Source organism: Sphingomonas sp. LH128, from assembly GCF_000293195.2.
GTDB classification, from domain to species: domain Bacteria; phylum Pseudomonadota; class Alphaproteobacteria; order Sphingomonadales; family Sphingomonadaceae; genus Novosphingobium; species Novosphingobium resinovorum_A.
Map to the genome: position 1 here is coordinate 1 of NZ_ALVC01000196.1, position 14,427 is coordinate 14,427.

11 protein-coding genes and 3 pseudogenes are annotated in these 14,427 nt (G+C 62.6%); 3 read left to right on the top strand and 11 right to left on the bottom strand.

Going from position 1 to position 14,427, the window contains the following annotated elements:
• The 3 genes and pseudogenes from LH128_RS16070 to LH128_RS16085 all read left to right on the top strand — a co-directional run.
• Positions 1 to 188, top strand: a pseudogene (locus LH128_RS16070) (IS6 family transposase); the annotation flags it as partial.
• Positions 189 to 359: 171 nt separating this feature from the next.
• Complete coding sequence (locus tag LH128_RS16075) at positions 360 to 2,231, top strand: DNA helicase (protein ID WP_008830716.1); 1,872 nt, start codon at positions 360 to 362, stop codon at positions 2,229 to 2,231.
• A 573-nt stretch (positions 2,232 to 2,804) separates the two neighbouring features.
• The gene (locus tag LH128_RS16085; RefSeq protein ID WP_037519785.1) at positions 2,805 to 3,458 is read left to right on the top strand and encodes a hypothetical protein; all 654 of its coding nucleotides are present in this window, start codon (positions 2,805 to 2,807) and stop codon (positions 3,456 to 3,458) included.
• 81 nt (positions 3,459 to 3,539) lie between these two features.
• On the opposite strand, the gene LH128_RS34580 is transcribed toward LH128_RS16085, so the two are convergent.
• The 11 genes and pseudogenes from LH128_RS34580 to LH128_RS16135 form a co-directional block, all read right to left on the bottom strand.
• Positions 3,540 to 4,043 (bottom strand): phage integrase N-terminal SAM-like domain-containing protein, encoded by a 504-nt coding sequence (locus tag LH128_RS34580; protein ID WP_008830718.1) that lies wholly within the window; start codon positions 4,041 to 4,043, stop codon positions 3,540 to 3,542.
• Between the two features lie 213 nt (positions 4,044 to 4,256).
• A pseudogene (locus LH128_RS16090) lies at positions 4,257 to 4,913 on the bottom strand (IS110 family transposase); the annotation flags it as partial.
• 246 nt (positions 4,914 to 5,159) lie between these two features.
• Complete coding sequence (locus LH128_RS16095; protein WP_008830720.1) at positions 5,160 to 5,993, bottom strand: nucleotidyl transferase AbiEii/AbiGii toxin family protein; 834 nt, start codon at positions 5,991 to 5,993, stop codon at positions 5,160 to 5,162.
• Complete coding sequence (locus tag LH128_RS16100; protein ID WP_008830721.1) at positions 5,993 to 6,823, bottom strand: type IV toxin-antitoxin system AbiEi family antitoxin domain-containing protein; 831 nt, start codon at positions 6,821 to 6,823, stop codon at positions 5,993 to 5,995. The genes LH128_RS16095 and LH128_RS16100 overlap by 1 nt, the downstream gene beginning before the upstream one ends.
• A 254-nt stretch (positions 6,824 to 7,077) precedes the next feature.
• The gene (locus LH128_RS16105; RefSeq protein ID WP_083910243.1) at positions 7,078 to 8,043 is read right to left on the bottom strand and encodes an LPD7 domain-containing protein; all 966 of its coding nucleotides are present in this window, start codon (positions 8,041 to 8,043) and stop codon (positions 7,078 to 7,080) included.
• Complete coding sequence (locus LH128_RS16110; RefSeq protein ID WP_037519786.1) at positions 8,024 to 9,982, bottom strand: type IV secretory system conjugative DNA transfer family protein; 1,959 nt, start codon at positions 9,980 to 9,982, stop codon at positions 8,024 to 8,026. Before LH128_RS16110 ends, LH128_RS16105 begins: the two co-directional genes overlap by 20 nt.
• A 19-nt stretch (positions 9,983 to 10,001) precedes the next feature.
• Positions 10,002 to 11,006: a P-type DNA transfer ATPase VirB11 gene (gene virB11, locus LH128_RS16115; RefSeq protein WP_008830724.1), complete on the bottom strand. Its 1,005-nt coding sequence runs from the start codon at positions 11,004 to 11,006 to the stop codon at positions 10,002 to 10,004.
• 2 nt (positions 11,007 to 11,008) lie between these two features.
• A complete protein-coding gene (gene virB10 / locus LH128_RS16120) occupies positions 11,009 to 12,217 on the bottom strand; it encodes a type IV secretion system protein VirB10 (protein WP_008830725.1) in 1,209 nt (402 codons plus the stop codon).
• A gap of 5 nt (positions 12,218 to 12,222) precedes the next feature.
• On the bottom strand, positions 12,223 to 13,080 hold the full coding sequence (gene virB9 / locus LH128_RS16125; protein WP_008830726.1) for a P-type conjugative transfer protein VirB9: 858 nt from the start codon (positions 13,078 to 13,080) through the stop codon (positions 12,223 to 12,225).
• Positions 13,077 to 13,766 (bottom strand): virB8 family protein, encoded by a 690-nt coding sequence (locus tag LH128_RS16130; RefSeq protein ID WP_008830727.1) that lies wholly within the window; start codon positions 13,764 to 13,766, stop codon positions 13,077 to 13,079. Before LH128_RS16130 ends, virB9 begins: the two co-directional genes overlap by 4 nt.
• Before the next feature lie 334 nt (positions 13,767 to 14,100).
• A pseudogene (locus tag LH128_RS16135) lies at positions 14,101 to 14,427 on the bottom strand (type IV secretion system protein); the annotation flags it as partial.

Consider the following 14,427-nt stretch of genomic DNA (forward strand, 5'->3'; position numbering starts at 1 on the left):
CGGCCTATGCCACGATCAAGGGATTCGAAGTCATGCGAGCCCTGCGCAAAGGACAGGCTCGCCCCTGGTGCCTGCAGCCCGGCATCAGGGGCGAGGTGCGCCTTGTGGAGAGAGCTTTTGGCATTGGGCCCTCGGCGCTGACGGAGGCCATGGGCATGCTCAACCACCATTTCGCAGCAGCCGCCTGATCGGCGCAGAGCGACAGCCTACCTCTGACTGCCGCCAATCTTTGCAACAGAGCCCTCTGGCGCAACAGCCTCAACCGGTTCAACAGTCTGACGGTTCTTTGGACCGCGCTCCACCTGGCGCGCGAGGACCAGCGAATTCTCATCTCCGTCGCGCAAGAACCGGAGCAGACAATGCGTTGGTTCCGTGATGCGCTCGAATTGGCGCGATGGCGCGAGATAGTCGCCTTCGAACCGCCCGACGGCTTCCTGCGCGAACGGTTCGACGAGGCGAGAGCAGCCTGCCTCGACTATTGCGGGGGGGAATCGTTCGAACTTTTCCTCCTGGACCGCGGGATCGCGACGAACCACGGGCAAATGCCGCAACGGCTTCGTCGGCTCATGGTGGAAATGATCGATCGAAAAATCTGCCCGATCACCGTGGCGACCGCAACGCTCACGGAAGGCGTCAACTTGCCCTTCGATCTCATCTTCCTGACATCGCTCAAGCGGCGGTCCTGGGATCCAGTCGAAGAGGAGCCGGTCGTCATCCCATTCACGACGGCAGAATTCCGTAACCTCGCCGGGCGCGCGGGCCGACCGGGAGCGGCCCGTGGCATTGAGGGAATGACGCTCGTCGCCCTGCCCTTGCGAATCTCGACCACGGCGGCCGGTCCCAAGGCGGCTCAGGAGCGGCAGCTGCGCGAGTGGACGGGCGAATATGAGGAGCTCACCCGCCAGCTCCTCGCCGAAGAACAGGAGCGCGACGCTGTGGAAAGTCCGCTTGCCCTCCTGCTCCAGCGCATTTGGGAAAAGGCGCGCGACGTGCTGGGGATCGCACCCGACGCATTCATGAACTGGCTCGAGCGTACCGCGCCTGGCGATGTCAGCGGAGAGGCCGGCACCGGGGCCACCGGCCCGCTCGCGCGGATCGCCGATGCCATGGACGAACTCGATACCGTGCTGCTTACTGCGCTCGCCGAGAGCGAGCAGATGGGCGATGCCCCGATGAGCCCGGCGCGGGCGGAGGCGGAGCTAAAAGACTTGTGGGGACGGACGTTCACAGCCGTGGCGCGGGCGCAGGAGGACTGGCTAGAGGCCGCGTTCGTTCAGCGCGGCCGCGGCATCGTGGAGCATCTGTATCCTGATACCGGCGAGCGGCAGCGGCTCTATCAATATGGCTTTCCGCCGGTGATCGGGAGGCGGTTCGAGGCCATCGCCGGCCAGATCCGTGCGCTTCTTGCCGCAGCCACGGACTATGGCGCCCTCGAAGCGGAAGCACGGATCGATATCTTTGAGGCGATCGGCAACCTTCTCGAAGGTGACAGGGGGTTTGGCTTCCGGGTCCGCGCTACCGTCGGTGACCAAGCGCTACTCGACCAGTGGAATGACGTGCTGGGATGGTGGATGAAAGAGCCGGGCGCCAATGGCCCCGACGCGGAGCATCTGCGAGCCTGGCAGCGTTTCGTAGCGGACAATCTCGAGTTTCGTCTCGGAGTTGCGCTCGGCGCGGTCGTTGCCCGGGCGTGGTCAGAAGGCGCGCCGGACAAGTCCTCGACGCCGACGCTCGCCGAATGGAAGGAAACGACCGGCCTGCCGTGGATCGGATTCTGGGCGCGAGAGCTGCTGCGTTGGGGCACGCATGATCCACTGGTCGCGTTCTGCTTGTCGCAGGGTCTGGCGCGGACACGTGATGCAGCAACCGAGCGCCGCGGCGAATTCGATGCGTGGCTGCTGGCCGAGCTCGATGATCCACAGGCGGAGGACAGGATTGACCCGCAGTTGCTTCAGCGCTGGCGGCAGAGCCTACCCCTACGCGAGGCCGCGGCCGATCCCCCGGACCATTTCGACGCGCAGCTCACCGGAACCGACGGCCGCCGGCAACGCTATGCCGTGGTGCCGGCTACGCAGGGGGACGTGACGCACTGGCTCGATCCGGCGGGCTTCGAACTTGCGGTTTCGCGAGGAGGACCGGATGGTGCGCGCCGCTTCGGGAGCGATTTCGAGCTGCAGACCATAGGTCGGAACGTGACGGTAACCCGGCTATTCCGACCCGCGCGCCGATAGCATCCCCGACCGCACCGAGAAGGAAAACTGGCAAGGCTGGCCGTTTGAAGGCTAACAGCTTGCGGGAAGCCAATCGGGGATAGCGGTCGTTAGCGCGCCGACGGAGATGCCCTTCGGTTCAGCGTCAATGATGCCTGCCGCAGATGATATGACGACCGCTTTCCGATCACTCGTGGCCCTCGTTCGCCTTCAAACTTCGCCTATCTGCTCATGTGCCGCAGACAGCATGGCCTTCGTCCGGTGTCGTCGATATGCATGCTCTGGCAGTGGCAAGCCGCACTGCATGATGGATTCGAACTCGAAGCCGCTTAGTGTGCAGGCGCTCGGGGGGAAGCGATTGGTGTTGCCGATGGGCTGCTGTACATAGAACACCATCGGAACGCTCAAGAAAGGAACGAGCTCAAATTTGAACCAGGCGGACGATATTTCGCGCTCCTAACTCAAATTTCAGTATAAAACTCGCGTCGAACATTGCGGGTTCGGCTAGTCTTTGCGGGACAATCGGGTAGAGAAGAAGAGGGTGATCTTCCCGGCGGGGCAAGTTGACGAAGATCGACAGCAGGGTGATTTTAAGTGACAGAAATAGCTGTTGCCAGCGAAAGACAAACAGCCATTCGCTTGCTCTCCTGCATTCAGGCAGCGGGAGACACAAATAATGCCAGATACTGGGGACGCGATGTTGTTTGCGTCCTGCACTCCCAGTCGCGCCTGCAGGCGCTCGATTTCTGGATGCGCAATCCCGACTATCTCGCCAACGAACTCCTAACGGAGTTTGAGACGTCCGGCGAACGCGATCTGCTTACGATCGCACAGCGCATATTCTATGATCGCGAACCTGATCTCCGGCGCTTACCGATGGTGCGCTATCTGTTCGGGGCGTTCGAACCGCTCGACAATGCGCTGGCGATCCTGCGGGCAGCAGACCTCATTCGGATCAAGCGCGACGGTGTTCCCGGCGGCAAGATCCGCGAGCATCTCTATCTGTTGACTGCTGCAGGCGAAGACGCGCTGGGGCGGATCGCCGCTGCAGCACCCGAACTTAGCTGGTATCGCGATCGTGCCTGTATCGTGGCTCGGGTGGCGGGTGCACAGGGCGGCAAGGCGCTGAAGGACCGACAGTATCTACAGGCCGAATATGCGGGAACGGAACTTAGCCATGTGATCCAGCCGGTCACCGATCGGGTGCTGGCCCGTCTCGCGACAATCATGGAAGGGCTCGTTGAATGAGCGGTGGTTGGCTGGAAACAGTCGCGGCGAAAGCCGGGGTGCGGCCTACGGAGGCGGAGCTCGCGCTGCGCAAGCGAGGGATCACGGCGGACCGGCCTCTGCGCGCGAAAGCTGACAGTGCGGCGCATTGCCTTCAAGGGAGAGAAACGCGGAACCGCGCAGGGGCCGATCGACTTCGACTGGTCGGACCTGGCCGCCGGCGTCTGGGCAGTAACGAGCGAACGTAACCTCCGTGGCAAATCGACGGTGTTGGAGATCCTGCTTTGGGCGCTGCGAGGCACGCCCAAGGGCCTGCAGGACGATGTGCGCCGGTGGTTGTCCTCGGTGTGCGTCGAATTCGATGTCGACGATCAGCGTTACGTGGTGGATTGCGGTCGACGAGCGTGTTCCGCGCGGCAGCCTGGCGCGTCGCCGCGTGTCTTCGCCGCTTGCGGTATCAGGAGGACGGCCCAGCCAAGTGGCAAAGCGCGCCACATCCCGCAAATAGTTGCGCTGCGTGGCACGGGATAACCGACGCAGGTCCATGTCCTCGGCCATACGCTCGCGCAGCGACCGGACAGGCATCATCACAGTGGAAGTGTTCATCGTTCGACTCCTCAGTTGAAGGGGTCGATAGGGTCTGCCTGTGCTGCCGTTCGCTCAAGCCAGGCGCATCATCGGTATGATCAGCGCACCGTCAAATCTGGGTGCCACTCCCGCGCAGCGGGTCGTCTAATCGCCCCTCTGTCAAGCCAGCCAAATCAAATCGTTTATAACTGAAGCCATGCGTATGCCGGGTACAGGGTCGTCTACGCGGTCACCAGGCACTGAAGTAAGCAGGCGGCAGCGTTGGTCCGTGCCGGCCATCGTAACCAGTTGCTTGGTTAACTCTGCCACACGAACCCGAATATCGCTCCAGGCTTTGAGCAGCGGCAGGATGATGCGCGCCAAATCGTTTTCGCCTTCTAGGAGCGTAAGAACGTTGCGTTCAAAGACGCTGCCGACACCTTTGGGGACGACCAGCCCAAACGTCTTCATCAGCCCACGTATCTGGTTCGACATCTGCACCCTCATCTTCATGAGTTGACGGCGGGCGGCGATCAGCGTCCTCATCAACATGCTGTCGAAGCCTTTGACGCGGACCTCCCTATAGAAACCAACTTCAGCCAGATGGGCCAGTCCGTCAGCGTCGTTCGCATCGGTCTTGTTGGCAGCCATATCCAGAGCGGCCTTGGCATGGCGCGCATCTATACAGATCGCCGGCAGACCTTCCGCAGTGAGGGCATGGAAAAACCATACCGACAAAGGTCCGGTCTCAAATACCACGCGCTTTGCATTTGGTGCGCGCTTTCGGATCACTTCTGCGAGAAGCTTCGGGTCGGATGCACACTTGCCACGCCAAATGCGCTTGCCGTCCTGACGAACCGATACTGAAGTGTCTTTCAGGGAGACGTCGAGTCCTATATGCTGATCCACGGTTGTCCTCCATTTGATGCTGGGCCCGGTCCAAAATCGTGAGCCCGTTCTTCATCTTATCGGGGGGCAACCAACCTTCCAGTAATCCCGTGCATCTGGCCAAAGGCCGGCGCTCCCGCGATTACGTCATGTTCGTACAAGTCCCATCATCGGTCCGTTGTCGTTGGGCACACGCCAATATTCAGCATCGCCGGTGCACAATCTCGAGGGACGGCATTGCGGGGGCAGGCAGCCGGACTCTCAATCCTATTCTGGTAGATCGGCTTCGCGCAGCACGCGCATAACCTCGCGAAACACGCCTTCGAAGGGTGGTAGGTCACTCATCTGGTGCTGTAAGCGCTTAGTCCATAGCGTGCTCATACGCTTTTCCTTGGCGGCAATGGCGGCTGTCACGGCATTGGGTGTGCGTTTCCGAAGGGCGAGCTTCTGGGTGAGTTCGCCGAGATATTCCGCTGGCCGGATGTCCCGCTCTTCGAGCAGATTCCAAAGGTCGTAGAGATCACGCGGCTCGGTGCGGGCCTTGTCCGACAGGGCCGCCAGCTTCTCGATGAAAATCTCCGCCAGGCTGTAGGCCAGAATGGTCGGGCCATCCGGCAGATCGGCAAATTCCTCGAAGGTCCGCAGGATCGGACGCTCGGCCAGCGGAAAGCAGAACACCTCATTGATCGTGATATCTACTTTCACGTCGCTGCGCGCGGGTAGCGGGCCTTTGTAGCTCAGATAGAAGGTGTGGGTGTTCTGATGGCCATGTCGGTCGGGCCGATCATAGGCCATGTTGATCCCCGACGCCGCCTCGACGATGGCAAAGATCTCGTTCAGGCCGGAGAGGATCGCGTCCAGCTCGATCGGCTTGATCAGCGAAAAATCGAGATCCTCGGAGAAGCGGTAATTCTCGAACCAGCAGCGGCGCAATGCCGTCCCGCCCTTGAAGGCTAGAAATTCGCGCAAAGGATGCTGGGCCAGACCGGTCAGGAACCAAGCCAGGCAATAGTCGCGTTCGATCACCGCCTCAGGCACGCGGCGGCCGCGAGGCTTGAGAAGGCCGTTGGCGATACGGGAGAGATCGCGCTGGGGAATCATCAACTGCTCCGGATCATATCGAGTTCGTCGGGCTCGACGTTGAGCCGGATGCGCCATCGGGCCAGCATCCGGCCCTCATTGGGAAACAACGGATCGAGGCGCTGATAGGTCGGGGTCAGCCGCGCGCGCAACGGCTCCAATGCCGCTGCGTCGGCCAGCCCGTAAAATTCCAGCAGATAGCCCAGGCGGCGGATTACCGCGCCGACGCCGAGGCGAAGTGCGTAGTCGATCATCAGTTCGATCCGCAGCGTATCGCGCTTCATCCAGAGCCCCTTGGCGACCTCCGTGACGCCGCCAACATATTGCGGATGGTCAAGACCATCGATGATGGTCCGCTCGGGATCGCTGATCCGGACCTGCTCTTCGGGTGTGATCCAGATCTCGGTCAGGCCGAAGAAATCCTGCGGTTTGACGTCGACGAAGCGGAACTCATACCCGTGAATGTGCTGCGGGCGCAGCCGTTTGGCGCAGGAGACGATGATGGCCAACTGCGGTTGTGTGACCATGCGGTGTAGCTCGAGAGCGCTGCCGTGGGAGATGAAGTAGTCAGTGTCGCCAACCAGCGTTCTTGCGATGAGGTAGGGATCACTCACATGCTCGGTGTCGCGGCCCCGCTCGAAGGGCACCAGATTGTAAAGGCCGGGCTTGAGGCGCGTGACGATGCCGCGCGCTTCGGAGTTCGCAACGAGGCTGCGTGCCGATGACGGGCTCAGACCTGTGATCTCGGTGACGTCGGCGAGCGAAAAGATCGGCTGACGGCGTTCGTTCAGTTCGACGATCAGCTGGGCGGCGCGAGGTCCAAGCGTCTTGAGATTATATCCTTCGCGCAATTTGAGCCTCTATGAGCCATGTCCGGCGCGTTTGATATAACGAGAATTATATTATCTGGCAAGCTTGTTGCGCTTTGCGGGACGGTTCGCGCATATAGTATATATCCGACAGGCCTGGGGTTGGGTCACTCGCGGTTTATCAATCATGAAAAAAGTTCGGCACAGCCGAACAAAAGTGGCGGTTCTTAAACCAGGAGCCGATCGCCTGAGACCTATGTCGTAGAGGGGCTACGGCGCAAAAGACCGATTCCCAGTCACCGAGAGCGGCTGCGTTCCTGAGGCTTGGTCTCGCGACCCGGACGAGGGATGGGGGGTGTGGCTGGGTCACGGCCGCGGACCACATCCTGCCTAACGCTGGGGGAGGCGTCCTTGACCATTGCCGGTCGGATATTGCGTCCCGCCGCGATATGCGCATCGAGCTGTGTGCGGGCAACTGTCATCACCCGCGCAACCGCCTCGGGATTGTCGAACAACGTCCGTCGTATCACTGCCTCCATCACGCGCATCTGGCTGTCGGCCGCGCGATCATTCGGCGTGGTGCCACGATCGCCGCGCCGCGCACCCGGCCGTTCCAAACCACTGGCGTCGCTCTCGCGGCCTATCCCAGTTGAACCACGGACGACATCGACGTCGCGGGCTGCCATGGGCGCAATCGTATTGCGGCTCGTTTCCCCGCGCAGCCGGTCGAGCTCCTGGAGATCGCGATCGTTGGGCTTGTAGCCACGTACCTCCAGCCCCTTTTGACTGGCCTCGATCCAGACCGATCGCCGAAATTCTTCCGAGCCCGTGACGTGAATTCGATCCCAATTGCGGTGTTGTGCGATCGCCACCAAATCCTTGACGACTTCCTGGCTCTCCGTCGCCGTGACCAGACGTCGGCCCTGATCGCGAAACGCGGGATCCTTTGCCTGCGCCGTCGTGAAAAAGGCAGGTTCGCCCGACCATTTCGCCTTGTCGGCATAATAGCGCTTCCGCACGCTCTCCGGCACGTCGCCCGCCTCGAGGGAATGCACCTTGGGCGCACTTCGTGACGCACCGACAGCGCCGACATGACCAGGTGCTTCGGTGGGCCCGTCCTTTGGTCCCCCGGGCGAGGACTTTTCTAGCGCAGCCGCCCCCGGCGGCTGCGCCTTGCGCTGTCTGGCGTCGTCGAGGCCAACGCTGTTGGTAATAGCCCTCGCCGTCCCGGATTGCTTGCGATCATTCTCTGTCATGGTCATGCCTTTCGGTCACAAATGCTGGAGATTGGGCGCCTCCACCCACGGGCTCGAGAACGGCCCGGGCCGTCATTGCCGTGACAAAGGCGATAGCGGCCTGTTCGTCGCCGGGCGGTGGTAGATCCACCATGTCGCCGAGCACCAACATGTCATCGGTGATTTCGGCAAAGCCCGACAGTTCATCACCGGTGAGCGCGCGCATGACAGGGTCCGCCCGCTCTGTCGGCGCGATCGCTTGACCGTCGCTCAACAAGGCGGCCTTCTTCGCCCTAAGGGCCTGTGCCAAAGGATCACTGCCACTCGCCTTGCCTGCCAATTTGGCGGCTGACGACACGGCGTTGATCGTGATCGGACGGGGCGCGACCTTGGGTGGGTCACTGATCCGGCTCGTGAAGCGCTTCGATCGGAAATACTCGATCTTGCGACCCCTGACGGGCGGAATGCCACCGCGCAGCAGCAGAAGGTCGCCCTTGGGCATCTGCATCAGTTCCTGGGGCATCATCAACGCTCGGCGCTGGTCTGATTCCGATATGCTGCGGTTGGCGAGCAGGCCATGAATCGTCCGGCTCTTCGATTTGACGTTCATCGTGAAAAAGCCGAGCCGTTCGGAAAGTTCGTTGGCGACCTTCAGCTCTTTGGGGGTGAATACGATCTCCAGCCCGCAATTGGCGATAATCTCGTCGGTGACATCCACGCCATAGATGCCGCGGGGCTGGGACCGGCTCTGGATCACGGGCAACAGGCGAAGCCCGTAGCCTGCAACGTAAGAAAAAGCCGATGCGATGACCGGCGCCTTGCCGAGGCGGGCGAATTCGTCGAGCAGAATGAGCACCGGCACGCGGCCGCCATTCTCGGGCAATTCCCGCGTATTGAGATCGATCAGCTGCTGGAGGAAGAGATTATAGACCGGAGCGATGCGGTCGATATTGTCGGGCGACACCCCAAGATAGATCGATATCCGCTCGCGCCGGACCTGACGCAGATCGAAATCGGTCTCCGACGTCGCCGCGTCGACATAAGGGTTGAGCCACAAATTGAGCTTCGAGGTGATCGTCTGCTTGATGCCGGAAAAGGTGTTGTCCGACGCGGAGGTGAAGTCGCTCAATGCCGACACACAGGCCTGGCTCAACCGCTGGCCGCGCCGCTGGGCCTCTTCGACGACCTTGGGCAGTTCGACCTTGGGGTCGCCCGTCGTCAGTCGCCGATAGATTTCGCCAATCGTGAAGGGGAGGGCGGGATTGGCCGCGACGAGCGCGCCAACGCCGACAAAAGCGGCGCGCGCGGCTTCCGCCCAGAACGGATCGGCCTTTTCCGGCGCTGGAAACAGCATGCCGCCGATCTTCTGGAGTTCATTGATCACATCGGTGCCGTCGAGCCGGTCGATGAAGCTCAAGGGATTGTAGCGGGCGCTTCGCCCTTCAGGATCGAGCGGGTCGAACAGATAGACCGCCTGACCATGCCGTGCGCGAAAACCAGCGGTGATGTCCCAATTCTCGCGCTTCACGTCGAGCACCACCACCGAGTCTGCCCAACTGAGAAGATTGGGAATCACAACGCCGACGCCCTTGCCGGCGCGCGTCGGTGCCTCGAGCAGGACATGCTCGGTGCCGCCGAAAACGAGATAGCGGCCGCCTTTCTCCCCGACGATGATCCCACTGTTGCTGCGCAGATGTTCCCGCCGGATCTCGCTTTCGCGCGCGAACCGTGCCTCGCCATGGAGCGTGCGCCCCCGCTTCAGGATGACGAGCAGGATGACAAAAGCGATCGCGCCGCTGACCAATGCACCGCGCTCAAGCCACAGATGAAGCAGCGGATCGCCGCGGTAATACCAGAGCCATGCGGGGATCGCCGAGATCTGCATGCGCGGGCCAATCTGGTTCAGGCCGACGAGGGCCACCAGCACCGCGCACAGGGCGCATGCCAAAAAGGTCGCCGCGAGCATCCCCGCGATAATCGAGACCTTAGTGAGCGGTCGTGCGTCCGACAGCCGGATCAAAATATACCTCCTCGACTTCGAATTTTCCGGCGCGCTTGCGGGTCTGGACGACGACATCGACGAGCATGTGCAACAGCCCACGGATATCGTCGCGGGCCAGATCGCGCCCGCCTTCGGATTCCTTGACCAGCAACGTCAGTTGCTCGAACGCGCCCATCGCCGAGCCAGCATGGACGGTCGTGATCGAACCCGGGTGACCCGAATTCACGTTGCGCAGATAAAAGAAGGCGGTGCCGTCGCGCAGCTCCTGCAGGAGGATGCGATCGGGCCGCATGCGCAGCGCACTTTCGAGCAGCTGCTTGGGGCCGACCTTGGCCAAACCCTGCCGCTCGCTCGAATAGACCATGTGCACGACATTGCGATGCTCGACGACAAGCTCGCGGGTGTCCTCGATCGTGAGCAGCCGCTCGTCGGGCGGGATCAGCTGGATCAGCGCCTTGGCGAAGGTGGTCTTGCCCGAGCCGGTCGCGCCGCTCACCAGGATGTTCTTGCGGGCGGCAACGGCGGTTTTGAAGAAAGCCGGCCAGTCACCGCCGTCGCGCTGCGCAACCAATTGCGCATCGACCTCGCCGAGACCGCGGGCGGCCGAGCGTGTGCCAGCGAACAAACCGGTTTGCGCGAGTTGATCGATCGCAAGATTGACGCGCGAGGGCTTGCGCACCGTGAAGGATGGCGCGCCGGTCGGCGTCACCGAGGGTATGACGATCTGGCAGCGCTCCCCGCCTGGCAAAATGGTCGAGCAGATCGGGGTCTCGGCGTTGACGTCCTGCCGGGTGAAGCTCGCGGCCGCGACGGCCAGCGTCGCCAGCCAGTCGCTGTCGAGTTCGGCGACGCTATGCCAATGCCAACCGCGATGATCCTCGATGCCGACTTCGCCGGGCTTGTTGATGACAAGCTCCGTCACCTCGACCGGCTCCAGCAGCGGCAGGATCGGTGCGAGATAATGGCGTAGGACGGCGGTGTCGCTCATTCTCAGCGCCGTAACTCGAGATTATAGACGTCGGCGAAATTGAAGTCCTTTGCGACGAAGATCCCAACCTCCTCGCCCTGATTCTTCTTCAGCACCGGCCGGATGTTGATGCTGTTCTGGAGTGCGATGCTCGCCCCCTCGCTCGGCGTGCGCGTCGTGTTGTTGAAGTTGTTGCTCCCGCCGGAGACGGACTGTCCGGCGATATAGGCGGCGTCGTCGACCAGCGAGAGCAGCAGCGCGCTGCCGAAGCGCGCCCAAAAGAAGGTGTCCACGGACCCGGCGATGCCTGCGCGCCCGAGCGCATCGGACCCCGGAGAGGCCAGGTCGATGCGCACGCCCTGCGGCGTGACGGCCCGCGTCCAGAGAACGAAGAGGCGGTTCTGGCCCTGCTGGATGCCACCATGATATTCGCCAAGGACTTTGGTGCCCTTCTCCATCAGCACGACGCGGCCATTCTCCGAATAGACGTCGCGCGGGATCAGGCACGACGTGTAACCGGGCTGCGCCGAATTCATGGCGGTCTGCAGAATGCAGGGGATCAACGTGCCGGCGGTGACGAGATAGTTGCGATTGGGCAGCATCGAGGCGCGTGCCTCGCCAACGGCCGAACTCTGACGAAGCGCATCGAGCGCGCTGCGGGCGGCTGGATCGGTAGAGCCGTCACCAGCTGCGCCCGCATTGCCGGTGTCGGAGCCGGCACCGTTAGCACCCGCTGGTGCTTGGACCGCATCGCGACCGCCATAGGCGATCAATGTTGAGCGACGGGCCTGATCGGCCAGGTTCTGACGCGTGTTCTGCGCTGCCGCCGCTGGCTGCGCTCCGGGCTGTATTGCCGGAACGATTTGACCATCGGGGCCAACGGTCGACGGAGGATTGAGGACAGGCGCGTTGGGATCGGCACTCACGGTGCCGAGCGGCTTGGGTTTTGCTGCGACAGCATCATAGGCGACCGTTTCGCGCGCCGCTAGATCCGGCCGTTTGGCCATTGCTTCGGGCTTCCCCATCAAACTCGAGCCGGTCTTGCTCGGTCCCGAGTTCACCCACAAAATCCCGAGCACCATCGCCGTCCCGGCGAAGATCAGGGCGGTATTCCGCTTTGCCGGTGTCATCCCTCCAATTGGGTCGATGCCGCGCTCGCGGATGATTTCGTCGCGTTCAGGTGTTGGATCGCCCTGCGGGCGGCGAGGGGCCTCGGCCGAAGTCTCGTCCATCGCACTCACTCCTTCGGGTCTTGTATGGTGCGCTCGACATGCGGCGATGCGGTGTTGGTGCCGTGATCGACGCCGTAAGGTGTCGGCGCGAGATTATAGATGCACAGCACCTCCCGGTTCCGGCGCAGGCGCAGTTGAGCCGCCACGGCGTGGACGACCACAAACTCGTCCCGGACATCGAACGGGACCAAGGACTCCGAGCCGTCTGGTCGCACCAGATAGATCGCCGGGATTTCATGGTTGCCGGGGAAGCGCAGGACCGTGAACTGGCCATTGTCGGAGATCTCCGACGGCTGAAGGTCACTCGCACCCTGGACCTTGTAGTTCAGGTTACGCGGCCCATCGATGACGCCGTGGTCAAGGGCTCCCCGAACGGCACTCGCCTGCAGCGCGGCGACGCGCTGCGCCTCCTGGGTGGCGCGCATGCGCGCAGCACGATCGGCCTCATCGCGCGGGTAGCGAAACCGAACCTGGAAGAATGTGTCACGGCTCCCGCTGCCGATTGGTCCCCGGCGCGCGGTCAGCTCGAAAGCGTAGTTGCGCAGCTCGCCCCCGCGATTGGTCGTGACGATGAGGTTGGTCGGTCCCGCCCGCTCGCGGGGTTTCAGAAACAGGATATGACCGGCAACCGCCACCTCCCATGACACGGTGTCGCCGAGCGCGACGTGTTCGATCGTCTCATCGGCGCCGAGCACCACCTGGGTCGCCGTCCGGAATGTGCCGACGATCCGGTAGACCTGGGTCTCCTGATATTCGACGAACTTCACGCGCGGATCCGCCGGCCCACCGCGCGGGGTGTCCTCCGCCAGGGCGGGCGTCGCTATAATGGCGAGCAGGCTCACTATGGAGAGAAGGCGGTTCATCGAACTACCTCGGGGTCCGCGCGGTAATTCTCGACCTGGAAGCCCAATGGGTTGCGATAGCGGTCGCCCTCCGCCAACGGCGCGTTCGTGTACCGGAAGGTGACGGTCGCGATCCAGTCGCTGCTCTGGGTGTCGGTGTCGGTCTGCACCGTCCGCGTGAAGCGGACGTTGGCCACACGATCGTTGATGAAGGCGATATTGCGCACGCGGGCCTGGACGACCGCACCCTTGCCCCAGACGACCTGTGGGCTCGCGGCGTTGTTCGAGCTGAAAAACCGGCCCCAGCGCTGTTGCTCGCCTGGTTCGGACAGGATTGTGACAGCGCGAAAATTCTCTTCGGCCGCCGCCGGCAACCAGCTTTCCCGTGTCCGGACATATTGCGCGAGGAAGAATTTCGTGACCGCCTCGTCATAGCGCATCGGTTTCTGGGTGAGGGTGGTCTGCACATCGACCGCGCCTGTCGTTTGATTGACGCGAATAATGTACGGCATGACCGTCTTCAGCGGGGCCAGGCCCGCGAGTGCGAAGCCCTCCGCGGTCGCGGCAAGCAGCCCCAGGCCGGCCACGACCCAGGCGATGCGTTCGGATCGTAACGATTTGCGCTGACGGTCCTGATCCCAGGATCGGGCATGCCCGAAATAGAGTTCAGCGTCTTTTGCCGGCACGCCTTCGGTCTGGTTCCGCATGATCAGCAACTCCCAAAGGTGCCGGGGGTCGCGCGCGCGGACGTCTTCTCGGGAAGCGGGGCGGGAACAGGCGGGGGCGGAGTGCCGGCATCAACTGGCTGTTTGATCTGCGGCACGGGTGGCGGGGCAGGGGGTGCGACGATTGCCGGCAGCGGCGAACCCGGCAGCACGCTCCCGTAGATGTTCACCTCGCGCAGATGTTTGCCGTTGCAGACGGGTAGTTTCTTTGGCCCCGATGCCCCTTGGGCGAGTGACGGGATCAGTGCGATGACGACGGCTGATCGCCGGAGCGCGCGGACTATCGTGGTTGGTCTCGTCAAAGAGTCTTCCTTCCTCATGCGCGCCTCACCGAACCACCGCGCTGGGCGGCACGTTCGAGATTGCGACTGTTGCGAGCGCTGCGGCGTTGCTGGAACGGTGCCGCCATGGTCCCCCAGGCCGAGCCGGCAAAAGCGCCGACGCCGGCCGCAGCGCCCCCCGCAATGCCGGTCGCGATCGACGGGGCCTGAAAGAAGAATATCGTCCCAAGGAAGATGTAGACCGCAAACAAGACAGCGCCGATCGTCACGTCCGGCGTGCCTTCGGCCGCAGTCAGCGCCGTGGCACCAAGATCGGTGATCAGAGCCGTGATGGCGATGATCACCGCCATTAGGACGATGTA